Below are 25128 nucleotides of genomic sequence, written 5' to 3' on the forward strand. Positions count from 1 at the left end.
TCTGCTCATATGCTGGCGTCGGACCCGTGACCGACCGGTCATGGGAAACCCCCTGCGCCAATGCCCCCGGGATGGTCGCTTCTCTAGAGAAGCGCGTGTTCATTGGCCAGACGGGGCGGGTCACGCCGCGAAGCGCCGCAGCACGTCGACCAGCAGATCGCCCGCACGGGCCCAGGTGAACTTGGCCGCCTGCTCCCCGCCCCTGGCGATCATCGTGTCGCGCAACCCCGGATCGTCGCGCAAGTCCGCGATCCGCGTCCGCCACGCGTCCGGGCTGTCGGGGTCGGCATAGAGCGCCGCCTCGCCACATGCCTCGGGCAAGGCGCCGCAGGGTGCGACCACCGCGGGCGTTCCGAGAAACATCGCCTCGAGCGGGGGCAGGCCGAACCCTTCGGTCCGCGACGGCATCGCGAAGCACAAGGCCTGTTCGAGCAGCCCGCGAAGCTCGGCATCGTCGATCATGCCGGTGAACAGCACGTCGTCGGACAGCGCGGGGTAGATCGCCCGCATGTCCGCCGCGCTGGCCTTGCCGACCAGCACCAGCCGGGTATCGCCCATCGCCCCGTCGGCGAAGGCGCGCAGCAGCACCGCGATATTCTTGTGCGGCTGCGTCGAGGCGAGCGCGACGACATAGCCGCGCGGGCGAAGGCCCAGCCGCGTGATCGCGCCCGGCGCGCTATCGAACGACAGGATATGGTCGGCGCCATTGGGGATGACGGTGATCTTGTCCGCCGTGGCGACGCCATGCTCGACAAGCTGCTGCTTCGAGAAGTGCGAGACGGTCAGGATCTGGAGGTTCCGACGGCCGAGGCGCGGCAGCATGAACCGATACCAGCGGACAAAGGCGGAGGAATAGGATTCGGGCGCGGTATAGGCCTGCGCATCGTGGATCATCGTGATCCCGCGCGAGGCGGCCAGCGGTGCGGCATTGGACAGCGACAGGATGACGGCGCCCTTGCCCTGGCGCGGCAGGGTGAACTGTTCCCAGAGCTGGCCGCCACGCCGCCCCGACTTGTGGACGCGCAAACCCGCGACCGTGTCCGGTGCGTCGCCCGGAGGCGCCTCGACCTGCACCCCGGCGGGGAACAGCGCTTCGAGCGTATCCCGCCGCTCGCCGAGCTGGTGGAGCAGCGCGGTCGCGACCCGCTGCACCCCGGTGGCGCGCGCATAGAGGAAGCGTCCGTTGACGAGCAGGCGGCGCCCGGCCGCGTTCGATGTACGTTGTCCCGCCACCCCTGGTCCCCCTTCCGCCGGAGCCCGAAGGCTCAGCGGCTGCCCTTGGCCGCGAGGACAGCGGGGACGGTCATCATCATGATCTTGATGTTCAGGCCCAGCGAGCGATGCCGCGAATAGGTGACGTCCAGCGCGACGCGACGCCGATAGGTGGTGTCGCTGCGCCCGCTGACCTGCCACAGGCCGGTAATGCCCGGACGGACCCGGCAATAATCGTTGAACCGGCGGCCATAGCGGACCACCTCGGCGCTGACGATCGGGCGCGGGCCGACGATGCTCATCGTGCCGTTGATCAGGTTGAAGAACTGCGGCAGCTCGTCGAGGCTGCTCTTGCGGAGGAAGCGGCCCAGCGGCGTGATGCGCGGGTCGTTGCGCAGCTTGTGATCGCGCGCCCATTCGGCGCGTGCGGCGGGATCGGTGGCGAGCAGATGCTCCAGCCGCTCGGTCGCGTCGACCACCATGGTGCGGAACTTCAGGCAGCGGAACACGCGCCCGTTGCGGCCGATTCGCGGTTGGGCGAAGATCAGCGGGCCGGGGCTGGTGATATAGATCGCAATGCCAAGCGCGATAAGCAATGGCGCGAACAAGATCAGCGCGACGACGCCGACGATGATGTCGAGCGATCGCAAAATGATCTCGTTGACGTGACTGGCAGGTCGACGGGTCGGGACACGAATCCCCCCGTTCAGTTGCTGAGCTCGATACATAACGCTAGCCCTCTTTGCCGTCCCATTCACACCGCGGCGGTTGCGGCCGGGTTAATTTCCACGATTGTCGCGTTCGTCTCGCATCGCATGAGCCACAGTGGTGCTCAATTCGACCTTGGCGACGTGCTCCAGGTTAAACAATGCTGCAGGCGGTCGGCCTATCTTGTAGTTGTACCATTTTCAGCCATTTGGTCGCGAAGCCGCGCGGACCGTCTCAGCGACGCGGCACCTCGTTCAGCAACTCGCGCGAAATTTCGACATGGCGCCGGGCGAAAGCCTCGGAACTGAGTCCCTCGGGTCCCATCCGCGCCTGCGCGGCGCAGGCCTGGTTATAGCGACGATCCGGATCGCCGAGCAGCGCGCCGATGACCCGCGCCAGGTCCTCGGAGTCGCCGCTTCGGGCATAGGCGACCTGGCTGTCGTCGAAATAGTCGCGCAGACCGCCGACATCGCTCGCGACCATCGGGATTCCCGCCAGCGCCGCTTCCTGCAACGCGGTGATTCCCGAGGCATGGTTGTTGGGAACCAGCGGCACGATGGCGAGCGTCGCATTGGCGTAGAGCGCCTTCAGATCGTCATTGGTCGACACGCCCGCGATCTCGACATTGGGGATCCCTTCCGCCAGCGTCGGCGGGCATTTGGTCGAAACGATCCGCAGATGCCATTCCGGATGCGCCGCCACCGCCGCGATCAGCGTCGGCCAGTCGCGGTGCACGTCGTTCCCGACCGCGATGATCCGCGGCGGCCGGTTGCTGGTGTCGCGGACCGGCGGATGCATCTCGGTCGCGTTGATCCCGAACGGGACCATCTCGCAGCGCGCCTGCGGCATCTCCTTCTTCAACATCGCGAGGTTCAGCCGCGAGTGGACGGTCAGCACGTCCGCCTGCCGCATCAGGCGCCGGTAATAGGCGCGGCGCAGCCCCGAGAAGCCGCCCCACCGATCCAACAGCCACACGCTCTGCGCCAGCAGCTTGGGGCGATCCTGGCGCCTGCCCCCCTGCGCCGCGAACAACTGGCTGATCGCCAGATGCTGCGATTCGGTATGCGTCCAGACGACATCGGCCGCGCGGATCGCAGCACGGTTGCGCCAGGCATGGACGAAGTCGAAGCCCAGCGCCCAGCGGATGCCGAGCCGTGCCAGCTTCGCCAACCGGCCCTCGTCATGCTCGATCGAGGAGGTCATGCTGGTCACCAGCGGTTCGGCACGGCGATAGCCATAGGGGTCGCGCTCGTTGATGCCGATCATCCGGCCTTCGTCGAACATGCGCCGCCACCGGGCTTCGCTGGCGCCATAATTGAGGTGGACATGGACTTTCATCGATCGCGATCCCGTTCGCACCATGGCCGCGTGGGCCGATGGTGCAGTTCTCCGCTCAGCGTTCCGAGCGCCGGACATAGGCCCGGACATAGTCGACCTTCATCTCCCGATCGTCGGGCATCCCGTCGATCGGCCAGCCCCCGCCCGCGCCCAGGTTGATGAGCAGCATCTTGGGTTGCAGATAGGCCGGACTCGACGGGAAGCACGCGACCGAGCGGCCATCGAGGAAGATGTTGATGACATCGGCCTCGACGCTGACGCCGTAGCGATGCATCGCTTGGTACAGCGAGCCGGGCGGCACGCGCACGACCACCGGCCCCTGATCCTTGCTCTTGCCGTCGGTCCACAAATGGGTGGTCGACAGGAAGGTGCCCGGCGCGCGGCCATAATGTTCGAGCACGTCGATCTCGGGCGACGGCTTGCCCGGCGTGCCGATCGACCCCAGCCAGAAGGCGGGCCAGACCCCCTTCCCCTCGGGCAGTTGCGCGCGCATCTCGAAATAGCCGGTGCGCTGCATGAAGCCCTGGCCCTTGGAGTCGCTCGACGACAACAGCCCCGAGCGCCACTTGCCCTGGGCGTCGCGCTTCATGTGGATGGTAAGCAGGCCGCCCGCGGTCGAGAAGGGGAAGCCCGGTTCGGGATCGACGAACTTCGATTCGCCGAAATCGCCGTTCCACGGCGTATGCGCGGTCCAGCGCGTGCCGGGACCGCGCGCGGACACGTCGAGCGTGTCGAACGGCTCGTCGAACGTCTTGTCATAGCGACGCAGGTCGATCGTCGGCGCGCATTTGGGCGGCGCGGCCGAACAGGCGGCGGTGCCGGTCAGCGCGACCAGCAGCACCCCGGCCGGGGCGGCGGACACGACGGACCGAAAGCCGCGCCCTATGCATCCTTGATATCGGATCATGCCAGTTCGCCTTCGTCGTCATGGCCAAGCCACGGTCGGACCAGATCGTCCGTCATCAGCTCGCCAACCGAATCTTATGGTTAATGAAGCGGATACGCTGGGCGGCTATACCGCATTGCAGCAAATTGCCAGCCATTATCACGGGGGAGCGTCCCTTTCAGGAACGGCGTGCGCTCCAAATTCGGTGGTCAAGCGAGGCCGATCGGCTATCCTCAGCCGTCTATAATGCGCCGTGGCCGTTGCGGTTTCGAAAGGCGGGGGGATGAAGAGCTTGTAATCGTCGCATTAGCGACAGGACATGGCGCGAAAGGGTTGGAACGTCGCGACCTGTCCGGCATATCCATGGGTATCAGGGCAATAACGGCTGCGAATGGGGCAAGCCCATAGCGGTCGCAAAGGAATTTACGTGGGTCTAACCGCCTCCCCGTCGCGATCCTGCGTCTGCTATATCGCCAACAAGGGATATCTGTTTCAGTCGTTGGTCAGCGCGATCCAGGCCCGCCGGTTCGCCCCCGAGGATTGCAGCATCTTCCTGTTCGACCTCAGCCGCGAACAGGGCGACGAAAGCCGTCGCATCGCCGATGTCTGCCGCGCCAAGGGCATCGACTATGTCTGGCACGCCCCCGATTTCCTGGGCGGGCTGCACATCATGAACGCGCGGATGTTCCTCGATCAGATGCTGCCGTCCGACTATGGCGAGATCCTGTATCTCGACGGCGACACGCAGATCGTCGCCGACCTGACCCCGCTCCTCGCCTTCCAGCCGCAGCACGGGCGGCTTTGCGCGGTGCGCGATCCGATGGTCTATCTCGACGCGATCAACCGGCTGAACGACGACCTGCGCGGCGAGATCGACGCGTTCGGCGAGAATTACGTCAACAGCGGCGTCTTCCGCGTCCGCCGCTCGACCTGGGCCGACATCTCGCGCGAGGCGCTGAGCCGGATGAGCGACGCGACCCGCGCGTTGCATTTCGAGGATCAGACGATCATCAACCAGGTGACCGATGGTCGCCGCGACTATGCGTCGATCCGCTGGAATTTCCCGGGTTTCGTACTGGGTTACGGCTTAGAGGCGATCGCGCAGCCCGCCATCGTCCACTTCATGTCCAATCCGCGTCCCTGGCAGGGCTCCTATGCCCCCTGGGGCAAGGACTGGCATCGTCCGTACCAGACCGTCATCGACGAATTTCCCGAGATCGCCGACTATTGCGGCGTCCTCGATCTGCGGCGCAAGGCCGCCTACAAGCTCAAGCAGGTCGCCAAGACCTATATCGAACGGCGCTTCTGGGAAAATCCGGCACTGCTCGCGCACATCCAGCGGATGGAGTCGCAGGTTGCCGTCTGACCGTCTCGCCATCGCACATATCAGGGATCGTCGCGTGAGGGGAAAGCACGACGCACGGACCGTCACAGGGAGGTATCGGGGCTCATGATATCGTTGGAAACGCGCTGATGCTCGGCAAGGCGACGTCCCGCTTCCTCGTCGTCACGCGAGCGGGTCGAAAAAGTCTGCATGCGCAGTGGCTGGCGCCCGCCGAGGCGCGGCGCTTCGATCTGCTCGTCGCGTCCTACGACCCGGCCAGCGGCCCCATCGACGTGCCCGGCACCTTCCATTGCTACATTCCCGGCAGCAAGGTGCAGGGGTGGAAGGCCGTACTCGACCAGCATGGCGATTTCCTGACGCAATACGACTATGTCGCGCTGATCGACGACGATATCGCGACCGATGCCGACAGCCTCAGCCGGTTGTTCGAACTGGGCCGCGACAACGGTCTCACCCTGTTCCAGCCCGCGCTGACCTGGGACAGTCACTTCACCTATGCCGGGACGGTGCGCAATCCGCTGCTCCGCTATCGCAACGTCAACTATATCGAGATGATGGCCCCCTTCTTCGCGATCCGCGCGCTCGAGAAGGTGGCGCCGCTGTTCGACTATGGCTGGGAAAGCGGTATCGACCTGATCTGGGGCAGCGCGCTCGATCCCGAGGAACGCCGTTTCGCGATCATCGACGCGGTGCCGATCAAGCATACCCGCCCGGTCGGCGCGCTGAAGGAGGCCAATGGCTTTGTCGGCCGTGGCTATGAATCGGATATCGAGGCGTCGCTCGACCATTTCGGCATGAGCTGGCCCAGCCTGGTCGCATCGTCCGCCGTGACCAAAAGCGGCAAGCGCGTCGGCCCGCTCGGCATCGCGTGGCGCGCGCTGGTGCTGCTGGCGGTGCCCTTCACCTCGCCCACGCCGCGCGGCTGGCGGCGGGTGTTCGACCATATTCGACACCAGGCAACCCGTCGCCCACCCTATGCCGAAGGCGTCCGCCAGATTCTCGCGCAGGACGTGTCGGGCCTGTCCCATCACGACCGGAGCGTCACCGGCCCTGAAGAAGCGCCCGGTTCCCGATAAAAGGGAAACCGGGGGCCGGGCCAGGCTTATGAAACGGGTGTGAGAGGCCATGAGCCGCCCGGTCCACATGCCGTCATAATGCCGCATCGGCCGTAAAGCGCAATGGCGATTCGACGGAGCGACGCGGGGCTCCGACCCGTCCCGCAATTCAGGCGAACAGGTCGCGTATCGCCCGCAATCGAAAGGCGTTTTGCCACCGGCGCCGACGATGCTCGCCCGCATCGTGCCGCATATGGCAGCGCTGGCACAGCGCGGCGAGATTGCGTGGCCGGTTGTCGCCGGGATCGTGGTTCAGATGCGCGCTCGCCAGGATCACGCGGGTCGTCCGCATCCGGCTGGGCGCGGCGATGCCGTCGAGGCAGAACTGCGCCTCCGCCATGCCGAGCGGCCGGACCCGCCTGCCCCGGTCGTCGCGCCACGCACCCCGATCCTCGTCCCACCACAGCCCGTCGCCCAGATGCCGGACGATACGGCCATGCGGGCGTCGGCAATGCTCGCACCGCCCCTTGGCGCGCTCGAACCGGATGAAGGCCGACAATTCGCGCCAGTCGATCGGATAGAGCCAGCGATGTTCGCGCGCGATCGGCATGGCGATTCTATGAGTCACCGCCTCGCGGAACGAAAGAGGAAAATCCCGGTGATTCAGATAAGTCGTCACCAAGTCGCGATTGAGTGACCGAGTCGGTCGGCGCGCAAAGCTCCCTCTCCCCTGGACAGGGGAGAGGGTTAGCGAAGCTTGCCAGCTCGCTGGCTAGCGCAGCTTGGGTGAGGGGTTGAGCGAGCCGCAGGCTCGCGCGCGCTCCGCGCGCCCACCCCTCACCCAGCTCCGACTAGGCCTTTGCTTGGGCAAAGACCAAGTCTGCGCAACCCTCTCCCCTCTGCGAGGGGCGAGGGAAGAAGGTCTTCACAACCCCAGCGCCCCGACCACCTTCGCCCAGCTCACATATTTAAAGTTCTGGGTATCCGGCGCATTGTCGCCGTCCTGTGCGACGAGCAGCCCCCTGGGATAATCCGGCCCGAAATCGCCCAGTGCCAGCTCGATACCGTCGGTGTCGCTGGTCCCGTCGATCGCCCCCCCGCCGATGCGGAAGCGACCGGCATAGGTCACCCCCGGCAGGCGGTAGAGCGTATAGGCATTGTCGCCCTGGCTGGAGACGACCAGATAGCCGCCCCTCGCCCCCTTGGGCGCGAGCGCCAGCCCTTCCGCGTCGGCGACGAGCGTGTGGCCGTCCACCTTGGCGATGGCCGTCGCGGTGGTCGGCGCGGCGGGATCGGCCGCGAAGCGCCACAGCCCGACATCCTCCTCGGCGACGTAGAGTGTGCCCGTCCGGTCATCGACCACGCACCCCTCCGCCTGGCTGCCCAGCTTCATGCTCCGCAGCGTCTGAACGCGCGGGGTGGCGGCGGACAGGTCGATGCGCAGCTGATCGATCCGCCCGTCCTTGAGCACGACGAAGCCGAACAGCGCCTTGTCGCGCGCACGGGTCCACAGGCACATGCCGTAAGCCTCGCCCGCACCCACCGGATAGCGCCCCATCGGCACCAGCCGACGCTCGGCGGTATCCAGCGTGAACAGCGCGACATGCGCGTTCGCCTTGTCCGCCCGATCGCTCGCCGCGACGATCACGCGCCCGCCCGCCATCTCGCGCAGATCGACATTGTTGAGCCGCGCGGCGGGGGTGAAGGACAACCGGTGACCCTTCAGGTCATAGACATGGATGCCCAGCTTCTTGTCGGTGCCGATGACCAGGCTGGCCGCCGGGTTGGCGGCGTTGCGCCAGATGGCGGGATCGTCCGCCGCATCGGCGACGCTGTCGACCGGATCGGTCTCGGCACTGGCCGCGACGACCGGCGCGTCGGCTGTCGGCGTCGCCACCGGCACGCTCGCACATCCCGCGAGCAGCAGCGCGAGGAGCGCGCCCCTCACAGCTTCACCCGCACGCCACCGAAGACGGTGTAGCCGAACTTCTCATATTCATAGGTGCGGAAGCGCTCGCCGAAATAGCGCACGCCCGGCGTATTGGTCAGGTTCTTGCCCTCGGCGAACAGGTTGATGCCCTTGGCGAGTTGAACGCTGCCCGTCACGTCGAGCTGGCCGCGCCCCTCCCAATAGAGGTCGAGCGCGGGATTGTCGGCGTTGATCTCGTCCAGATAGTCGCTGCGCTTGGTATAGGCGACGCGCAGGTTCACCGGCCCCCGCTCGTAGAAGACGCTGGCATTCCACATATGCGTCGACTGGCCCGGCAGCTTGAAGCGGCTACGCCCCGCATAGGCGGTATCGAACGTCGCATTGCCCTTGGTATAGGTATAGTTGGCGAACACGCCGAAGCCGCTCAGCACACCCGGCAGGAAGCTCAGATGCTGCTGCCAGTTGAGCTCGACGCCATAGAGCTCGCCGCGCCGCGCATTGACCGGGCGGCTGAGGATCGCCCCGCCCACGCCGTTATACACCCCCGTGCTGGTCAGCGTGTAGCGATAGTCGGACAGGTCCTTGTAGAAGCCGTTGACCGAGATCACGCCCAGCGGCCGGATGTAATATTCCAGCCCCGCATCGACATTGTTCGACAGGGTGGGCTTGAGGTCCGGATTGCCGAACTCGACGCGCACCGTATTGCCCTCGCTCGTCTCCAGCACGCGCGGGGCGATCTGCGGGAAATTGGGACGGTTGATCGCCCGGCTCAGCGCCGTTCGCAGGATCAGATTGGGCGTAAAGGCCTGGCGCAGCGTCAGATTGGGGAAGATATCGGCATAGCTGTTATGCCCCCGCGCATTGGTGACCGCGCCGGTGCGCGAGACGCTTGGCGCGCTGCTTTCGAAATCGGTGGTCTCGACGCGCAGACCCGCGATCAGCGTCGTGCCGTCCTTGACGTACTTCGCCATCCCGAACAGCCCGAGGATCTTCTCCTCCGCGGTATAATCGGCGGTCAGCGACTGCGGCAGGCGACGCTCGGACGCGGCCTTGGTCGCGTCGAAATAGGCATCGGCCAGCCCGGTGTCGAAACGCTTGCCCAGATCATAGCCGAAATTGCGCGAATCCTCGTCGGACAGCAGCCCGGCCAGGGTCTGCGACGGCGCGGCCGACGCACGGCGATCGCGGAACCGCTCCTCATCGGCGTCGACGTGCCGTGCGCGATACTTGCCGCCGGTCGAGAAGGTCACCGTATCGCCCACCGGCAGGTCGGACCGGACCGCCAGCGTCAGCTCGTCATTCCTGGTGGTGTTCGAACGATAGGCGTTTTCGCGGAACGAATAGGTGCCGGTCTGGAGATGCTCCTTCGAGGTGAACAGCGAATAGCTGGGCAGATCGGCATCGGCGAAGTCGTAGGACAATGTCGGGCGAAGCGAGGAGCGGAACAGCAGCTCGTCGCGACGCGGATAGGTCTGCGCGCTCTCGCTATAGGCGACATCGGCGCGGATCGTCCCCTCGCCCAGCCGCTGCTCGATCCCCGCCGTCGCCGACCAGATCTCGTTCACCTGCTTGCGGTGGCGGACCTGCTTCTCGATGCGGGTGTTGCGATACGTGGCCGCACGGTCGGTCGAACCCGACTGCAACGTGCCCTCGCTCCACAAAATACCGATCCGGTCGCGGAATTCGTCATCCTCGAACCGGGCATAGGTGCCGCGCACCCAGGCATGGGTGGCGTCGGAGGGACGCCATTCGAACGCGCCCGTGCCCGCGATCCGCTGGCGCTTGGTGTCGTAGTCCTTGAACAGCGTCTCGGTGACGCGCAGCCCCGCGGGGGTCTGGCTCCAGGTGTTCTCGACATTGTCGGGGCGGCGATGCGTCATCGAATAGCTGCCCGAGAGCAGCAGGCCGAACTGGCGGTCGGGGCCAAAGGTGTCGCTGACCGCCGTCGATGCGCGATAGTCGCTGCCCTTGCCATATTGGTTATAGCTGGCACCCGCCATGCCGGTCAGCGCGAAGCCCTTGCGATCGAAGGGCGAGCGGGTGGTGATATTGACCGCGCCAGCGATCGAATCGGCATCCTGATAGGGGAGCAGCGACTTGGTCACCTCCAGATTGGCGACGATGTCGGAGGGCAGCGTGTCCAGGTCCACCGCACGCGTCGTCGGGTCGACCGAGGGGATCTGGATGCCGTCGACCGAGACGGCCGACCACTCGCTCGGCGCGCCGCGCACGTTGATATAGCGGCCCTCGCCCTGATCGCGTTCGATCCCGACGCCCGGCGCGCGCTGCAGCGCCTCGGCGATGTTGGGATCGGGGAAGCGACCGATCGCGTCCGCCGAGATGATCGTGACGGTGTTGTCGGCGGTCCGCTGCTGGTTGAGCGCGCGCGCGGTGTTGTCGAGCAGCGAGGCGCCGGTGACGACGATGTCGCTATCCTCCCCACTGGCGGCGGGAAGCGTGATCGACACGTCGCGCCCACGATCGACCGCCGCGACGACGCGGGTGACGGCCGCGCGACCGAGATAGTCGATCAGCAGCGTGACGTCGCCCGCCACATCGGGGGTGACGACGCTGAACTCGCCCTGCAGGTTGGTGGTGGTCTGCACCCCCGTCCCCTCGACGACGATCCGCGCGCCGGGCAGCGCGACCCCGGTCGCGTCATAGATCCGCCCCGACAGGATCGGCCCCGAGGCGGGCACACCCGCGGTCGCGGCGCTATCGACTTCGGCCGATACGGGAAGGGCGGCGAAGCCCAATGCGATGAGCGAGGCCCCCGCGAGACCGCGGATGCCGGAACGAATGGCGTGCATGATGCTCCCCCTGGGAATGGTCGCGCCGACACCCTCCCCGGCGCCGGTCCTTCCCCGCCCCCCGTGGGGCCGCATTGTTACGGGGCGATGAGGTTTAAGTGACGGTTACGTGACGTTGGTGTCATCATACCGGTATCCGCCGGTCGGGTAAGCTGAACGGCACAGAACAACCCCATTCAGCCTCCCGAAGGCGACTCCGTTCTATACCCGCCCCATGCCCGATCGATGGGCATGGAGGGACCAGTCATGAAGGTGACGCGTATCGTTGTCAGCGGTCTGGTGATCGCGACCCTGGGATTGAGCGTGAGCGCGCAGGCGCAGGAATGGGGGCCACCTCCCCCGCCCCCGCCCGGCTGGGGCGCTCCGCCGCCACCCCCTCCACCGCCGCCCCCACCGCCACGTTGGGACGGGTATCGGGGCGGTTATGGCTGGGCCGGGAGCGGCTACGGCGATGGCTATGGTTACCGCCCCTATCGGCCCTACCGCCCGCATTATCGGTGCTGGACCGAATATCGCGGTTGGGAACGGGTGCGGATCTGCCGCTGATTCGTGACGAGCGGCCTGTCCACATGGCGACAGGCCGCTCTCTCCCGATTATTTCGCCGTCAGGTACAGCGCCCGCAACCGGGCGATTTCCGGCTGGCCTAGCCCCATCTCCTGCTTGAGATAGCCCGCCATGCCGCCCGGATGGCGATCGATCGTCGCGAACACCGCGTCGATATAGCGGCGGTCGACCCCGGCAAAGGCGCGCGCCGCCTCGGGCGACAGCTTCGCCCAGAAGCCGCCCGCATTGGCGGGCAGCGGCGCCATATGCCGGTTGGAGAGGAGATAGTCCTCGACGATCGTCGCCCTCGGCACGCCCAGCGCCGACAGGAGCAGCGCGGCCGCGACGCCGGTCCGGTCCTTGCCCGCCGTGCAGTGGAAGGCGAGCGGCGCATGGCCTGCCAGCAGTTCGGCGAACATCCGGGCATATTGCCCCCGGAACTGGTCGAGCAGCTTCGGATAGGTGGCGGTCATCGCGGTCACCACCTGACCCTGCGTCCAGGTCGCGGGGTCGCCGGGCAACATCATCGCGCTCATGTCGAGCGCATAGTCGTCGCTCAGGATGCGCGGGGCCTGACCCGCGGGCCAGTCGGTCGGCTGACCGCTACGCTCGCGCGTGTCGCGAAAGTCGCAGACGGTGCGGATACCCAGCGTCTGCAGATAGGCATAATCCGCCGGGGTCAGGTCGTGCATCTGCCCCGAGCGATAGAGCAGCCCCCATTTGACCATCCGCCCGTCCGTGGTGCGATAGCCGCCCAGGTCGCGGAAATTGTGCCCGCCCTGGAGCGGCAGCACGCGGACATGGGCGGGCACGGCCACCGGCGCGGAGGTGGAGGCCAAAGCCCCCGCCCCCATCGGCACCGACAGCATCGCCGCGATGGCGATTCCGGCGCGCATCAGAACTTCACCGTGGCTTCGAGGCCATAGGTGCGCGGTTCGTTGAAGAAGCCCGACAGGCCGGTCAGCGTGTTCAGCGACTTGTAGAACAGATGCTGCTCGTTCAGCAGGTTGCGCGCCCAGGCCGAGATGCTGAGCGTCGCGCCGGTGCCGTTCAGCGCGATGTCGGTCACGCCCACCCGACCGTTGACGACGAAGCCCGGATCGCCCTTGGGCTGCGCCACGCCCGGCGCGGGGTCGTTATAGTTGATATAGAAGCCACTGTCGTAATTGCCGTCGAGATGCGCGACGAGGCCATAATCGCCCATCGGCCGGTCATAGTCGATCGACCCGCTGGCGGCGTGCGCCGGCGTATAGACCGGATAGATCCTGATCGGCGTCGTCACGATCACCCCGGTCGACCCTTGCGGGAAGGGGTTGACCGTCGCCGGGATGGTCACGTCGTTATAGGCATAGCTGGCGCCCAGCGTCAGCCCGGTCATCGGCGCGAAGGTCAGTTCCGCCTCGATCCCCTTGGCGCGGCCGGTGCCTGGCGCGTTGGTCGTCTCGATCGTCGTGCGGTTGGTCTGGAGCAGATTGCCCTGCGCATCGACCTGGAGATAATTCGCCTGGAAGTCGATCTGGATCGCCTTGTACGCGCCCGTATAGGCGGCGAGGTTCAGGCGGGCGCGATGGTCGAGGAATTCGGTCTTGGCGCCGACTTCGAACATCGACAGCGTCTCGGGGTTGAACGGCGCATAGCGCAGCGAGCGCGAATTGGCGCCGCCCGACTTATATCCCTCCGACCATTTGCCATAGACATGCACCGCGTCCGTCACGTCATAGGCGAGCGTGACCAGCGGATCGACGCGCGACCAGCTCGCGTCCAGCGTGCGCGGGGCGATGACACCGTCGACATTGGGCGTCTTGCCGTTGACGATGTAGAGCTGCCCCTTCTTCATGTCGCGGGTGTAGCGCGCGCCCGCCGTGACGTGCAGCCGGTCCTCGGCGATCGCCGGGGTCCAGGTCGCCTGGCCGAACGCGCCGATGCTGCGCGTCGTGATCCGGCTGGCGCGGTCGAAGGGCACGGTCGCGATATTGTAGGTCGCGACGGTCGCGGCGGTGCCGTCGCCGTTCCAGACCATCGTATTGAACGCCTGGGCATTGTCCGCGCTATGTTCGCGATAGGCCATCGCGCCCGCGACATATTTCAGGCGCGGGGTATCGCCGATGAGCTGGATCTCCTGGCTGAACTGGTTCTGGCGGAACCCCGCCAGGCTGTAGCGGCTGAAGCTGCTATTCGGCTTGTAGGTCGAGGTGTTGAAGCTGCCATTGTCATACTGGCCCTGGTCGAGCTCGCGATAGGCGGTGATCGACTTCAACTGAAGCCCCGGCGCGAGGTCGAGGCCGAGCGTCAGGCGATGGCCATGCGTCTTCCCGATGCTTTCCTGCTGCGGCACGCCGATGCTCGCGGTCCGCACCCGGTCGGGCTGAAGCGGCAGCGCGGGAGCGCGGGCCAGCGTGCCCGCCGTGATCGACTGGAGATAGAGCGGGGTCGAGGCGTCATAGGAGGTATCGAAGGCATAGTCGGCGCTGACGCCATCCTGCGGCTTCCACAGCACCTCGACATGCCCGCCATGCCGGTCGAAGGCGTTGAAGTCCGACTGGCCGGGCAGCGGGTTGCCGACCAGGCCGCCCCGCTTGGTGATGATACCGTCCAGCTTCACGCTGAAATCGTGCCATCCGGGCAGGTTGAGGTGCGCCTCGATCTTGTGCGCGCCGAAATTGCCGATCCCGGCGGTCGCCGACAGGCCGAATTCGCCGGTCGGCTTCTTGGTCACGATGCTGACGGCGCCACCCTCGGTATTGCGACCGAACAGCGTGCCCTGCGGACCCTTGAGCACCTCGATGCTCTCGATATCGTAGAGTGCGGTGCCCAGCCCCTGCGCCCGCCCCAGATATACGCCGTCGATATAGACGCCGACGCCCTGGTCGCGCGCGGGCTGGTTGCTGTCGGCCAGCACACCGATACCGCGGATGTTCATGATGAGCGCCGAGTTGCGCGAATAGAAGGGCGCGACGCGAAGCGACGGGATCGCACCGTCCTGAAGGTCGACGAGCGACTGGACGTGCCGGTTCTTCAGGTCGTCGGCGGACAGGACCGAGATGGCGATCGGCGTCTTCTGCAGGCTTTCGGGCCGCTTCTGCGCGGTGACGATGACCTCGCTCAGCGCGCCATTTTCGGTCGTCTTCTGGTCGTCGGGCGCCGTCGTCCTGGCCGGTTCCGGATCGGCGGCAAAGGCGGGGCTGGCAAGCAGCAGCGCCAGAACGCTGGATGCAACCAGCCGCCCCGCGAAACGCGAGTTGATGGACGTCATGATATGGATTCCCCCCAAAGGATTATGCGCCGATCCCTTGGTGTCCGATGATTGCGGACTGATGACGTTTTGAGGGAAGTTTGACGCTATCTTGGTGAAAAACGTGTCATCTTGATGATGACTTCGCGCCAAGCCGTTGTCTTCAATGATGAAGATTCAGCGATCCGTCCGGGTCGAGCAATTCGAGTTCGGCCCCCTCCCCCGTGCGCCCCTTGCGACACCAGCGCCAGAGCACCAGCGCGGTGCCGCCCGGATTCTGCGCGGAGGGGACCAGCGCGCCCTCCGCCCCTTCCCCCATCAGCGCGGTGGCCAGCGTCCAGCTTGGCGGAGTGCCGCGCTCGATCTCGGCGATGTGCTTCCAGGGCGCGGCCATCGCCTCGGCGACCGCCTGGTCGATCGCGCCCCCTCGTCCATCGGTCAGGTCGGCGATGGCGCTTGCCGCGAGCCTATAGGGTGCGAGCGTGCCTGGCTTGGCAAGGCCCTGATAATATTCGGCGATGGCCGTGGCGTGGTCGGTGCCCAGATAGAGCGCGGGCTGTCCCGGTGGGTTCCAGCGGCCGCCATAGAGCCGCGCCCCCTCCCCCGACCAGGGATCCCGCTGGTAACGGATCGCCAGCATCCGCCAGAGCGAACAGGCAAGAGGGCGAAGGAGATAGGACATGACGTAGAGACGAAGACGTTACGAATAAACACCCTCGGCCATCCGATCGAGATCGCGCAGCACGAGCGCGGCCTGACCGTCCTCGACCAGTTGCTCCGGCGTCTTGCCGAAGCCGGGCAGCGGCTGGTGCCGGAACCAGATGATCGCCCGCCCCTCGTCGCCCGACAATTCGGCCGCGCGCGCGATGATCCGCGCGATCTCGCCCAGCCGCTCCTGCACCGCGGGGCTGCCCGGCTTGGCCGCCATCGTATTGCGGTTGACCTGCGCCAGCTTGGCCAGACGGGTCAGCGGCAGGCGCAGCCGCTCGGCCATGCGGCGCGGGGCGATCATGTCGTGATCGCGGATATCGTCGAGAAACGCGGCAAGCATGTGCACACTCCTTGCACACTATATGCCTGTTTCACGCCCGATATTCAACCAGCCCCGATCGCTTCGGCCGCCAGTCCGCGCACATCGACCCTGGCCTTCAATCGCGCGCATAGAAGCGCGCTGCCGCTGATCTTACGCTGGACGAACAGCGTCTCGACATGCGGCACGTGCCAGGTGTCGCGGTCGGCGATCATCGCACGGGTTTCCTTTCGCACCACCGGCACGAAGGCGCGGTCGCCAAAGTCGAACGGCCCCGGCCGCGCCATGGTGTCGTCGATCGCGGCGATGATCCGGTCGACCGCCGGGCGGTGCGCGGCGACCGCCGCCTCGCCCAGGAAACCCGTCTCGACCGCGATCTCGCGAATCCGGTCGCGGTCGTGCGCCAGCCCCGCCTCGATCAACCGGCGATAGGAGGCGACCGTCTCGGGAGGCACGTCGCGCGTCGCACCGAAATCGAGCAGCACCAGTCGTCCGCTATCCGGCTGCCACCGGTAATTGGCGAAATTGGGATCGGTCTGCATCATGCCGAAGTCGAACAGCTCGCGCAGCACGAGCTGGATCAGCGCGGTCATCGCGGCGTCGCGCCTGTCCTGATCCGCCTCGACCAGCGTCTCGATCGACTGGCCGGGGATGAAGTCCATCGCCAGCACCAGCGGCGTGGTCAGCGACGGCTCCGGCTGCGGCACGACATAGCGCGTATCCCCCGCCAGCCGCTCGCCATAGGCCTTCATGCGATCGGCCTCGCGGATATAGTCGGCTTCGTCGGCGAGCTGGCGCTTGGCCTCCTCGAGCAGCGGCTTGAGGTCGATCGACGGAGGGATCAGGTTGGAGACGCGGAGCAGCGTCGCGACATTGTCGACATCCGACCCGATACTGTCGCGCACACCGGGATACTGGACCTTGATCGCCAGCACCCGCCCATCGGGCAAGGTCGCGCGGTGAACCTGCCCGATCGAGGCGGCGGCCATCGGCGACGCCTCGAAATGCCGGAAACGGCGTCGCCAGTCGGCACCCCATTCGGCGCGCAGCACCTTGTCGAGCTGGGCGGGCGGCATGCGATAGGCCTGGTCGCGCAGCCGCGCGAGGATGGTCTGCAGCTCGGGCGGCAACAGGTCGCCCGCGTCCATCGAGATCATCTGCCCGAGCTTCATTGCCGCGCCGCGCAGGTGCGACAGCCGGTCGGCGACCCGCGCGGCGTTGCCGGGGGTGAGGATCAGGTCGCCGAGTCTGGGCCGCTCGCCACTGGCGAGCCGACGCGCGCCCTCGGCCAGCATTCCACCCGCGACCCCGCCCGCCAGACGGCCAAAGGCCCCGGCGCGGGCGATGCGGCCGCTGGGCACCGCGCGATGGGTGGCGGCGGGGGCGGGCTTGTCGTCATGATCGGCCATGCGGCGAATAGCGGCGGGCGCAGGGCTTGGTTCCGTCGCCCTGGCGGTGACGGTCGATATCCCCGCGTCCCCTTGCCGTGGATCGCACGTCGGCGCATCCTGTGTGCGTCATCCGGTCGGGGGGATACCATGCGTTTCATGCTGCCGCTTGCCGCGCTGTCGATCGGGGCCGCGCCGGTGCCGATGGGCATGTTCCAGACCTGGAATGCCTATCGCAAGGCACCGATCGACTTCACTTCGGGCGGCGTGTCCGTCCATGTCGAGGCACTCCCCTGCCCCACCCGGCCGGTGGGCGACAGCACATGCGCTTTCGAAGGTTATAACAACCAGGCGTTGGTGACCGTCCGGGCGCCGGGTATCGCCCCGGTGTCGGTCGAGACCGATCCGCAAAGCAGCTATGCGCGGATAGCGGTCGTCCACTTCGGGCGTGACGATCCCCGACCCGGCCTGATCGTGGAGAGCCAGTCGGGTGGCTCGGGCGGCGACCTGACGGCGCAGGTGATGGTGCCCGATCGCGCAGGCTACCGGATCCTTCCCATCCAACGCCCCGATGGCGGGCGGGTGCAGGGCGAGATTGCCGATCGCCCGCGCGACGTGTCGGGAGACGGCAAGATCGACCTGATCCTGCAGGATGCCGGATTCGACAGCGCATTCGGCTGCAACGCCTGCACGCCCCGGCCGCCACGGATTTTCACGGTACGGGACGGCCGCGTCGTCGACGAAAGCCGAGACCCGGCTCTGCGGCCGATATTCGTGGCCGACATGGCTCGGCTAAGGCCGATCTGCCTGTCGCGTCGGGCGGATCGCAACGGCGCCTGCGCGGCCTATGTCGCCGATGCCGCGCGCGCGGGCCGATTCCGGCAGGCCTGGGCGGAGATGCTGAAGCATTACGAGCATGGGCGCAACATATGGGAACCGTGCGACCTTCCCGTCTCGGCGTGGACCGATCACGGCTGTCCCGCAGGACATATCACCCACTTTCGATCCTTCCCGGATTCGTTGCACGCCTTCCTCACCAGGGCGGGCTATCTGCCCGCCTGACGAGCCGCTATCGGTCGAACGACGTCAGGATCGGGCACGGCCCGGCCGACCCGCTGCCGCACTCCGCCGCCAACTTGCGAAGCGAATCGCGCGCGCGCTCCAGCTCGGCGATCTGGCGGTCCAGTGCGGCGACCCGCTCCTGCGCCAATGTCCGTGCGCGTTCGCGCCCGTCGGTCGCGTCGAGCGCCAGCAACTCGGCGATCTGATCCAGGGTGAATCCCGCCGCCTGCGCCGCGCGGATGAAGCGCAACCGCCGGACATCGCCGTCGCCATAGCGGCGGATGCCCCCGCCCGATCCCGAGCCTTCCGGCCGGGCGGGTGTCGCGAGCAGTCCGCGCCGCTGGTAATAGCGGATCGTCTCCACCCCGACGCCACCTTCGCGCGCCAGTCCGGCAATGGTCCAGTCGGACATAACCCCTCCGTACTGAGGTACGGAGGGGTTATGGGGGCTATTCGATATGGTGGGAAGGCCACTCCTCCCCGGCATGGGGAGGAACCGGAACTCAGCGCTTCATCGCCTCGATCAGCTTCTTGACGTCCTGGCTGCGCCCGCGCGGCAGAATCAGGATGTCGTCGCCGCTCGCGACGACGATCAGGTCCTTCACCCCGACCGCCGCGACGCGCACGCGATCGGTCCGGATCAGGCAGTTCTGCGTATCGATCGCCAGCACTTCGCCGCGATGCGCGTTGCCCAGCCCGTCCAGCTCGCTGATCGCGTGCAGCGCGTCCCAGCTCCCGACATCGCTCCAGCCCATCGCGACCGGCACCACCGCGACGCGGTCGGCGCGCTCCATCACGGCATAGTCGATCGAGTCGGACGGACAAGCGGCGAATTCGGCCTCGTCGGGGACGATGCGCTTGCCGTCGTGCCTGGCGGCCTTCATCGCCTTTTCCGCCGCGATCAGCATCTCGGGCGCGTGCTGGCCCAGTTCCTCGAGATAGCGGTCGGCGCGGAACAGGAAGATCCCGCCATTCCAGGCAAATCCGCCCTGTGCCAGCATGGCCTCGGCGCGCTCCAGCCGCGGCTTCTCGACGAAACGCGCGACCTGATGGACGCCCGGCGCGATCGCGTCACCGACCTGAATCCAGCCATAGCCGGTTTCGGGCGCATCCGGCGTGATGCCGAAGGTCGCCAACCAACCCTTCGCCACCATCGGCAGCGCGGCGCGGATCGCGGCATGAAAGGCGTCGAGATCGGCGATGACATGATCCGACGGCATCACCAGCAGCACCTCTTCCGGCTTTGCGGCGAGCGCCGCCAGCGCGATGGCGGGCGCGGTGTTGCGCGCCAGCGGCTCGAGGATCAGCGCCTGCGGAGGCGTGCCCGCGTCGGTCAACTGCGCCTCGACCAGATCGGCATGACGCTGTCCCGCCACCACGATCGGAGCGGCGAAGCCATCCGAATGCGCGCGCCGCGCGGTCAGCTGCAGCATCGTCTCGTCGCTGGTCAACGCGAGGAGCTGCTTGGGCATTTCGGGCTTCGACATCGGCCAGAGACGCGTGCCGGATCCGCCGGACAGGATGACCGGAACAATCTGGTTATGCATGTACGCCCCTTTCAAATTACTGCTGGCCTTCCGCGCGGATGGAAAACCAAAAAGTCCTGGCCGTCCACAATAGAGACGAACGCCTTCCGGCAGTTAGCGCATGCAGCATGGCGCCAAAAGACGCGATCGTGGGGTACTGCGTCCCGCTTTGGTCAAAATATTTCTATCGCGTGACGCTTGGTACGTGGCGATCGTCGGATGCGCGATCCTTTTCTTGTCGGGGCGGCTTGACTCCGTACCATGGTACGGATGCCATATGAGCGTCGGAACCGAACCGGAGACGATGACGGCGACCGCCACCCCCAAGACCGCGATCCTCTATCGTATGGTGATGCCCACGCACACCTGCCCTTACGGCCTGAAGGCGCGCGACCTTCTCCGGCGACATGGCTATGCGGTCGAGGATCACTGGCTGCGCACCCGCGAGGAAACCGACGCCTTCAAGGCCGATCACTGCGTGAAGACCACGCCGCAGGTCTTCATCGGGGGCGAACGGGTGGGTGGCTATGACGATCTGCGCCGCTTCTTCGGCAAGCCGGTCGCCGATCCCAAGGCGACCAGCTACCGCCCGGTGGCCGCGCTATTTACGATAACCGCGCTGATGGCGCTCGCGGCGAGCCAGGCGGTCTATGCCACGCCCTTCACGATGCGCGCGGTCGAATGGTTCATCGCGTTCAGCATGGCGGTGCTGGCACTGCTCAAGCTCCAGAATGTCGAGAGCTTCGCGACGATGTTCCTGAACTACGACCTGCTCGCCAGGCGCTGGGTCCCCTATTCCTATGTCTATCCCTTTGCCGAAGGGCTGGCGGGCGTACTGATGATCGCGGGCGTGCTGAACTGGCTGTCGGTGCCAATTGCGCTCTTCATCGGGGGCGTCGGCACGGTGTCGGTGCTCAAGGCGGTCTACATCGACCGCCGCGAACTCAAATGCGCCTGCATCGGCGGGGGCAGCAACGTACCGCTCGGCTTCCTGTCGCTGACCGAGAATCTGATGATGATCGCGATGGCGCTGTGGATGGCGGGTCGGCATATTTGACGCCCGGCATTTCAAACCGCCGGTGCAAGGTGAAAGACCCGGCTGTTTCCCCGGGGAAACATTACAAGCGCCAAACCGATCGCGCGAACTTAGGCATCTTGTTAAGCTTTACCTTGCGAAATTGAACGCATTTTGCCATCCCTCAATCGCAAAAGCTTCAAGGGATATTTGGGGTGGCGGAAGAGCATGCAATGCTGTCGCAGATCGGTGATCTGGCGAGTGCGGGCGAGCGGATGATCGAGCGGTTGCGGCGTAAGGCGTTTCTGCCCGAAAGCCGCAAGGGGTTGAACGTCCGGTTCGGCATCGCGGAGGTCGCGCAGCTGCTCGGCTGTTCGACCAACCGGATCCGGATGGCGGAGGAAGATGGGCGCCTGCCCCCTGCCCCGATTACCGACAATGGCCGTCGGCTGGGCTATACCGTCGAGCAGATGCTGCGAATGCGCGAGGTGCTGGGGGCATCCCCGGCGCGTGCGCCGCTCGACATTCCCGCGATCATCGCGGTGCAGAATTTCAAGGGCGGCGTCGGCAAGTCGACGGTGACCACCCACCTCGCGCATTATTTCGCGGTCCAGGGCTACCGCGTCCTCGTCGTCGATTGCGACAGCCAGGCGACGACGACGACGCTGTTCGGCTTCAACCCGCATTTCAACGTCACCCGCGAGGAGACGCTCTACCCCTATCTGTCGATCGATCCGACCCAAACCGACCTCGCCTATGCCGTGAAACCCACCCCATGGCCCAATGTCGACCTCATTCCCTCGAATCTCGAGCTGTTCGACGTCGAATATGAGCTGGCGGCTGCGGGCAGCGATGGCGGGTCGGTACTCGCCGCTCGATTCCGCAAGCTGAAGCGCGGATTGGCCGAGCTGGCGCGCGACTATGACGTGGTATTGCTCGATCCGCCGCCCGCGCTGGGCACGATCAGCCTGGCGGTGATGCAGGCGGCCAATGCGCTGCTCGTGCCGCTCGCCGCGACGACGCCCGACTTCTGCTCGACCGTCCAGTTCCTGTCGATGATGGATCAGGTGCTCCACCAGCTTACCGGCGCGGGGATCGCGGTGGATTACCAGTTCGTCCGGCTGATCTGCTCCAAGTTCGACGGCAACGACCCCAGCCACGCGATGGTCCGCGCGATCATGGAGCAGAGCTTCGGCCCTGCCCTGCTGCCCGTGCCGATCCTCGAGTCCGCCGAGATCAGCCATGCGGCGATGCGGATGATGACCGTCTATGAACTGGACAAGCCGATCGGCACGCCCAAGACGCACAAGCGTAGTCGCGCCAATCTGGATGAGGCGATGCGTCAGGTCGAGCAACTGGTCCGCCAGAGCTGGGGCCGGATCGAACCCGCAAGCGAGGAGGCGGTGATCCATGCCGCGGCCTGACTCCGTGAACCCTCTTTCCTACAGGGCCTCGTTCTGCATATGTCCCGCCGCGGAGGTGTTTCTTGGCGCGTAAACAATCCGATTATCTGGCCGCGCTCCTTGCGGAGGAAAATGCTGCCCCCGAACCGGCTCCTGCGCGTGACCCGGCCGCCGATCGCATTCGCGGAACCACGTTGCTGGGCCGCGAGTCCGCCCTGGCACGCGTCGCCAATGGCGAGGTCCGGCAGGTTACGCAGTTGCTGCTCGACCCGGCGCGCGTGCGGATCTGGCCGGGCAATGCGCGCAACTATGCCTATCTGACCGAGGAAAGCTGTCGCGAACTGATCGACTCGATCGTCGCCGAGGGCGGGCAGAAGGTCCCCGCAGTCGTCCGTCGGATCGAGGGCGATCCGGATCATGACTATGAGGTGATCGCGGGCACGCGGCGCCACTGGTCGATCAGTTGGCTCCGCGCGAACAACTATCCCGACATGATGTTCGTAGCGCAGATCGCGAATCTCGACGACGAGGCCGCGTTCCGGCTCGCCGATCTGGAAAATCGCGCGCGTGCCGATGTTACCGACCTGGAGCGGGCGCGCAACTACCTCGCCGCGCTGCAGACCCATTACGGCAATCACCAGACGCGGATGGCCGAGCGACTGAAGCTGTCCAAGGGCTGGTTGTCCAAGATGCTCAAGGTCGCGGCGATCCCCGATGCGGTGATCGAAGCCTTCGCGTCGCCAAGCGAAGTCCAGCTCAAGCCCGGCTACGCATTGGCGCAGGCGATGCAGGACCCGGGCGAGGCCCATACGATCATCCGCATGGCCAAGCAGATCGCGAGCGAACAGGCGGCACGGCGCAGGGCAGGGCAGCCCCCCTACCCTGCCGCCGATGTGCTTCGTCGGTTGCTGAACGCCTCGAAGATGCTGTCGGGCGAGGACCGCGGTGCCGAGCGCTATCGCCATGTCAGCCGCTATGGCCGCGAGATGCTGTCGATCCAGTCGACCAACCGGCAGGGCGTCACCCTGCGTCTTCACGCCGGGTCTGGTGCAAATACCGAGGAAATTCTGGAGGCGGTTCGCAGGGCTCTGACGCATCTGGAAGCGACGGGTCAGGGGCTGAGCCGGTGATGTTTCCCCGGGGAAACACCGTGGTTGAATGGCGGCGGGGCGCCTTGTTTCCCCGGGGAAACTTTCGATGAGCGGCAGCGAACGCAAGGAAGGCGGCGAGCAGTTCGACCTCTTCCTCCCCTATCTGGCGGACCTGCCGCTGCGCGACCAGCGCGAGATGATGGAACGCCCGTTCTTCAGCCTCGCCAAGTCCAAGCGGGTCAAGCCGATCGACTATCGGTCGCCCGACGGCAAGCTGTGGGTCCATGTCTCTGGCAATCCCGATTACGGCATGGCGACGATCTGGGATGCCGACATCCTGATCTATTGCGCGTCGGTGCTGGCCGACATGGCGCGGCGTGGGATCAACGACGTGCCGCGCAAGCTGCACCTCATGCCCTATGACCTGCTCCGCGCGATCGGGCGTCAGCCGACGGGCCGCGCCTATGAGTTGCTGGGGCAGGCGCTCGACCGGCTGGTGTCGACCACCGTCAAGACCAACATTCGTGCGGAGAACCGCCGCGAGGCGACGTTCAGCTGGCTCGACGGCTGGACGCAACTCGTCGACGAGAAGACCGAGCGGTCGCGCGGCATGACGATCGAGCTGTCGAGCTGGTTCTACGAAGGCGTGTTGATGAACGGCGGGGTCCTGTCGATCGACCGCGCCTATTTCGACATCACCGGCGGGCGCGAACGCTGGCTCTACAAGGTCGCCCGCAAACACGCCGGCGGGGCAGGGGAGGGGGGCTTCGCCATCTCCATGCCGACGCTGTTCGAGAAATCGGGCGCCGAAGGCCCCTATCGCCGCTTCAAGTTCGAGATCGCCAAGATCGCCGAACGCAACGCACTGCCCGGCTATGCGCTGGAGATCGAGCAGACCGAAGGCAAGCGTGAGCCGGGTCTGCGGATGCGGCGAAGGCCCGAAGGGGGGGGGAGGGGGGTGTCGTCCCCGGTGCGCGAGGCGAAGGGCTCGGAGCCGGGCATGACCGCCGCTATCTCAGGCGATGCAGGCTCTGCCACCGCTGCCATCGCACCGGAAGCCGAACCGTCCGTCGACGCCGCAGCAATGATCCGCCGCAGCGTGCGGAGCCTGTCGACCCGAAACACCGCTGGCGAGATCACCGACGCCACGCTCGCCCTGCTACGCAGCGAATGCCCGGGCTGGGACTACCAGACCCTCCACGCCGAATTCCGCGCCTGGGTGGAGGGCGATCCGGCCCGCACGCCGGTTAGCTACCAGAACGCCTTTATCGGCTATGTCCGTCGATTTGACGCCAAGAACCGGCATTTGCTGCGCTGACGGGGTGGGGAGGGCGCGCCCTATTGCGCGTCGATTGCCTCTTCATCGGACAACCTCCGTTCCTGATATATCGGTAGTGTGCCGGGCGGCTCCATCGGCCTCGCACGGCGTCCCGACTTTTGAACGTCGCTTTGCCGGATGCCCCAAAAACTGATTCAAAGGGGCAGTTAATTCGGGCCGTAATTGGGGCCCTTCGATACACCGGGAACGGGTCGCGACACTCCGGGAACGGCAA

At 66.2% G+C, this 25128-nt stretch carries 22 protein-coding genes; 8 read left to right on the plus strand and 14 right to left on the minus strand.

The window, feature by feature from the left end; all coding sequences use genetic code 11:
• Nucleotides 1-120 precede the first annotated feature (120 nt).
• The 4 genes from LRP66_RS08565 to LRP66_RS08580 all read right to left on the minus strand — a co-directional run bounded on the left by LRP66_RS08565 (nucleotide 121) and on the right by LRP66_RS08580 (nucleotide 4165).
• Nucleotides 121-1233: a glycosyltransferase family 4 protein gene (locus tag LRP66_RS08565; RefSeq protein WP_230482074.1), complete on the minus strand. Its 1113-nt coding sequence runs from the start codon at nucleotides 1231-1233 to the stop codon at nucleotides 121-123.
• Between the two features lie 32 nt (nucleotides 1234-1265).
• Complete coding sequence (locus tag LRP66_RS08570) at nucleotides 1266-1862, minus strand: sugar transferase (protein ID WP_230482075.1); 597 nt, start codon at nucleotides 1860-1862, stop codon at nucleotides 1266-1268.
• 292 nt (nucleotides 1863-2154) lie between these two features.
• Nucleotides 2155-3258 (minus strand): glycosyltransferase family 4 protein, encoded by a 1104-nt coding sequence (locus LRP66_RS08575; RefSeq protein WP_230482076.1) that lies wholly within the window; start codon nucleotides 3256-3258, stop codon nucleotides 2155-2157.
• Between the two features lie 55 nt (nucleotides 3259-3313).
• Complete coding sequence (locus LRP66_RS08580) at nucleotides 3314-4165, minus strand: glycoside hydrolase family 16 protein (protein WP_230482077.1); 852 nt, start codon at nucleotides 4163-4165, stop codon at nucleotides 3314-3316.
• A 406-nt stretch (nucleotides 4166-4571) separates the two neighbouring features.
• Here LRP66_RS08580 and LRP66_RS08585 point away from each other — a divergent pair, with 406 nt between their 5' ends.
• Both LRP66_RS08585 and LRP66_RS08590 read left to right on the plus strand, forming a co-directional pair.
• Entirely contained in the window at nucleotides 4572-5510 is a 939-nt protein-coding gene (locus LRP66_RS08585; RefSeq protein ID WP_230482078.1) for a glycosyltransferase family 8 protein, read from the plus strand.
• A 107-nt stretch (nucleotides 5511-5617) separates the two neighbouring features.
• On the plus strand, nucleotides 5618-6565 hold the full coding sequence (locus LRP66_RS08590) for a hypothetical protein (RefSeq protein WP_230482079.1): 948 nt from the start codon (nucleotides 5618-5620) through the stop codon (nucleotides 6563-6565).
• 148 nt (nucleotides 6566-6713) lie between these two features.
• Here LRP66_RS08590 and LRP66_RS08595 read toward each other — a convergent pair whose 3' ends face one another.
• The 3 genes from LRP66_RS08595 to LRP66_RS08605 form a co-directional block, all read right to left on the minus strand.
• On the minus strand, nucleotides 6714-7154 hold the full coding sequence (locus tag LRP66_RS08595; RefSeq protein ID WP_230482080.1) for a hypothetical protein: 441 nt from the start codon (nucleotides 7152-7154) through the stop codon (nucleotides 6714-6716).
• A 315-nt stretch (nucleotides 7155-7469) separates the two neighbouring features.
• Entirely contained in the window at nucleotides 7470-8492 is a 1023-nt protein-coding gene (locus LRP66_RS08600; protein ID WP_230482081.1) for a phytase, read from the minus strand.
• Nucleotides 8489-11284 (minus strand): TonB-dependent receptor, encoded by a 2796-nt coding sequence (locus LRP66_RS08605; RefSeq protein WP_230482082.1) that lies wholly within the window; start codon nucleotides 11282-11284, stop codon nucleotides 8489-8491. Before LRP66_RS08605 ends, LRP66_RS08600 begins: the two co-directional genes overlap by 4 nt.
• A gap of 246 nt (nucleotides 11285-11530) precedes the next feature.
• Between LRP66_RS08605 and LRP66_RS08610 the strand changes: the two genes are divergently transcribed.
• On the plus strand, nucleotides 11531-11830 hold the full coding sequence (locus LRP66_RS08610; RefSeq protein WP_230482083.1) for a hypothetical protein: 300 nt from the start codon (nucleotides 11531-11533) through the stop codon (nucleotides 11828-11830).
• A 48-nt stretch (nucleotides 11831-11878) separates the two neighbouring features.
• Here LRP66_RS08610 and LRP66_RS08615 read toward each other — a convergent pair whose 3' ends face one another.
• From LRP66_RS08615 to LRP66_RS08635, 5 genes are all read right to left on the minus strand, one after another.
• A complete protein-coding gene (locus LRP66_RS08615) occupies nucleotides 11879-12724 on the minus strand; it encodes a tyrosine-protein phosphatase (RefSeq protein WP_230482084.1) in 846 nt (281 codons plus the stop codon).
• Nucleotides 12724-15081 carry a TonB-dependent receptor gene (locus LRP66_RS08620; RefSeq protein WP_230482085.1) on the minus strand — a complete coding sequence of 786 codons (2358 nt, stop codon included), beginning with the start codon at nucleotides 15079-15081 and terminating at the stop codon, nucleotides 12724-12726. Before LRP66_RS08620 ends, LRP66_RS08615 begins: the two co-directional genes overlap by 1 nt.
• Before the next feature lie 142 nt (nucleotides 15082-15223).
• On the minus strand, nucleotides 15224-15742 hold the full coding sequence (locus LRP66_RS08625) for an RES family NAD+ phosphorylase (protein WP_230482086.1): 519 nt from the start codon (nucleotides 15740-15742) through the stop codon (nucleotides 15224-15226).
• Nucleotides 15743-15760: 18 nt separating this feature from the next.
• Nucleotides 15761-16111: an antitoxin Xre/MbcA/ParS toxin-binding domain-containing protein gene (locus LRP66_RS08630; protein WP_230482087.1), complete on the minus strand. Its 351-nt coding sequence runs from the start codon at nucleotides 16109-16111 to the stop codon at nucleotides 15761-15763.
• Between the two features lie 44 nt (nucleotides 16112-16155).
• Complete coding sequence (locus tag LRP66_RS08635; RefSeq protein ID WP_230482088.1) at nucleotides 16156-17499, minus strand: ABC1 kinase family protein; 1344 nt, start codon at nucleotides 17497-17499, stop codon at nucleotides 16156-16158.
• A 129-nt stretch (nucleotides 17500-17628) separates the two neighbouring features.
• Between LRP66_RS08635 and LRP66_RS08640 the strand changes: the two genes are divergently transcribed.
• Nucleotides 17629-18540, plus strand: coding sequence for a hypothetical protein (locus LRP66_RS08640; protein WP_230482089.1), 912 nt, complete (start codon nucleotides 17629-17631; stop codon nucleotides 18538-18540).
• Nucleotides 18541-18547: 7 nt separating this feature from the next.
• Here the strand turns inward: LRP66_RS08640 and LRP66_RS08645 are convergent, their stop codons facing one another.
• Both LRP66_RS08645 and LRP66_RS08650 read right to left on the minus strand, forming a co-directional pair.
• Complete coding sequence (locus tag LRP66_RS08645) at nucleotides 18548-18952, minus strand: MerR family DNA-binding protein (protein ID WP_230482090.1); 405 nt, start codon at nucleotides 18950-18952, stop codon at nucleotides 18548-18550.
• Between the two features lie 91 nt (nucleotides 18953-19043).
• Nucleotides 19044-20087: a mannose-1-phosphate guanylyltransferase/mannose-6-phosphate isomerase gene (locus tag LRP66_RS08650; protein ID WP_230482091.1), complete on the minus strand. Its 1044-nt coding sequence runs from the start codon at nucleotides 20085-20087 to the stop codon at nucleotides 19044-19046.
• A gap of 256 nt (nucleotides 20088-20343) precedes the next feature.
• On the opposite strand from LRP66_RS08650, the gene LRP66_RS08655 reads away from it, so the two are divergent.
• From LRP66_RS08655 to LRP66_RS08670, 4 genes are all read left to right on the plus strand, one after another.
• The gene (locus tag LRP66_RS08655; RefSeq protein ID WP_329959250.1) at nucleotides 20344-21123 is read left to right on the plus strand and encodes a glutaredoxin; all 780 of its coding nucleotides are present in this window, start codon (nucleotides 20344-20346) and stop codon (nucleotides 21121-21123) included.
• 191 nt (nucleotides 21124-21314) lie between these two features.
• Entirely contained in the window at nucleotides 21315-22505 is a 1191-nt protein-coding gene (locus LRP66_RS08660; RefSeq protein WP_230482092.1) for an AAA family ATPase, read from the plus strand.
• A 62-nt stretch (nucleotides 22506-22567) separates the two neighbouring features.
• Nucleotides 22568-23614, plus strand: a complete 1047-nt coding sequence (locus LRP66_RS08665) for a ParB/RepB/Spo0J family partition protein (RefSeq protein WP_230482093.1) — start codon at nucleotides 22568-22570, stop codon at nucleotides 23612-23614.
• Nucleotides 23615-23681: 67 nt separating this feature from the next.
• A complete protein-coding gene (locus LRP66_RS08670; protein WP_230482094.1) occupies nucleotides 23682-24893 on the plus strand; it encodes a replication initiator protein A in 1212 nt (403 codons plus the stop codon).
• Nucleotides 24894-25128: the final 235 nt, after the last annotated feature.

The organism is Sphingomonas sp. Leaf21 (genome assembly GCF_916858675.1).
Lineage (GTDB): Bacteria > Pseudomonadota > Alphaproteobacteria > Sphingomonadales > Sphingomonadaceae > Sphingomonas.

Bases quoted from the DNA above. Each gene is read 5' to 3' on its own strand.
- LRP66_RS08575 (WP_230482076.1), bottom strand. From the start codon at position 3,258: ATGAAAGTCCATGTCCACCTCAATTATGGCGCCAGCGAAGCCCGGTGG.
- LRP66_RS08580 (WP_230482077.1), bottom strand. From the start codon at position 4,165: ATGATCCGATATCAAGGATGCATAGGGCGCGGCTTTCGGTCCGTCGTG.
- LRP66_RS08590 (WP_230482079.1), top strand. From the start codon at position 5,618: ATGCTCGGCAAGGCGACGTCCCGCTTCCTCGTCGTCACGCGAGCGGGT.
- LRP66_RS08595 (WP_230482080.1), bottom strand. From the start codon at position 7,154: ATGCCGATCGCGCGCGAACATCGCTGGCTCTATCCGATCGACTGGCGC.
- LRP66_RS08605 (WP_230482082.1), bottom strand. From the start codon at position 11,284: ATGCACGCCATTCGTTCCGGCATCCGCGGTCTCGCGGGGGCCTCGCTC.
- LRP66_RS08610 (WP_230482083.1), top strand. From the start codon at position 11,531: ATGAAGGTGACGCGTATCGTTGTCAGCGGTCTGGTGATCGCGACCCTG.
- LRP66_RS08615 (WP_230482084.1), bottom strand. From the start codon at position 12,724: ATGCGCGCCGGAATCGCCATCGCGGCGATGCTGTCGGTGCCGATGGGG.
- LRP66_RS08620 (WP_230482085.1), bottom strand. From the start codon at position 15,081: ATGACGTCCATCAACTCGCGTTTCGCGGGGCGGCTGGTTGCATCCAGC.
- LRP66_RS08625 (WP_230482086.1), bottom strand. From the start codon at position 15,742: ATGTCCTATCTCCTTCGCCCTCTTGCCTGTTCGCTCTGGCGGATGCTG.
- LRP66_RS08630 (WP_230482087.1), bottom strand. From the start codon at position 16,111: ATGCTTGCCGCGTTTCTCGACGATATCCGCGATCACGACATGATCGCC.
- LRP66_RS08635 (WP_230482088.1), bottom strand. From the start codon at position 17,499: ATGGCCGATCATGACGACAAGCCCGCCCCCGCCGCCACCCATCGCGCG.
- LRP66_RS08640 (WP_230482089.1), top strand. From the start codon at position 17,629: ATGCGTTTCATGCTGCCGCTTGCCGCGCTGTCGATCGGGGCCGCGCCG.
- LRP66_RS08645 (WP_230482090.1), bottom strand. From the start codon at position 18,952: ATGTCCGACTGGACCATTGCCGGACTGGCGCGCGAAGGTGGCGTCGGG.
- LRP66_RS08650 (WP_230482091.1), bottom strand. From the start codon at position 20,087: ATGCATAACCAGATTGTTCCGGTCATCCTGTCCGGCGGATCCGGCACG.
- LRP66_RS08655 (WP_329959250.1), top strand. From the start codon at position 20,344: ATGAGCGTCGGAACCGAACCGGAGACGATGACGGCGACCGCCACCCCC.
- LRP66_RS08660 (WP_230482092.1), top strand. From the start codon at position 21,315: ATGCTGTCGCAGATCGGTGATCTGGCGAGTGCGGGCGAGCGGATGATC.
- LRP66_RS08670 (WP_230482094.1), top strand. From the start codon at position 23,682: ATGAGCGGCAGCGAACGCAAGGAAGGCGGCGAGCAGTTCGACCTCTTC.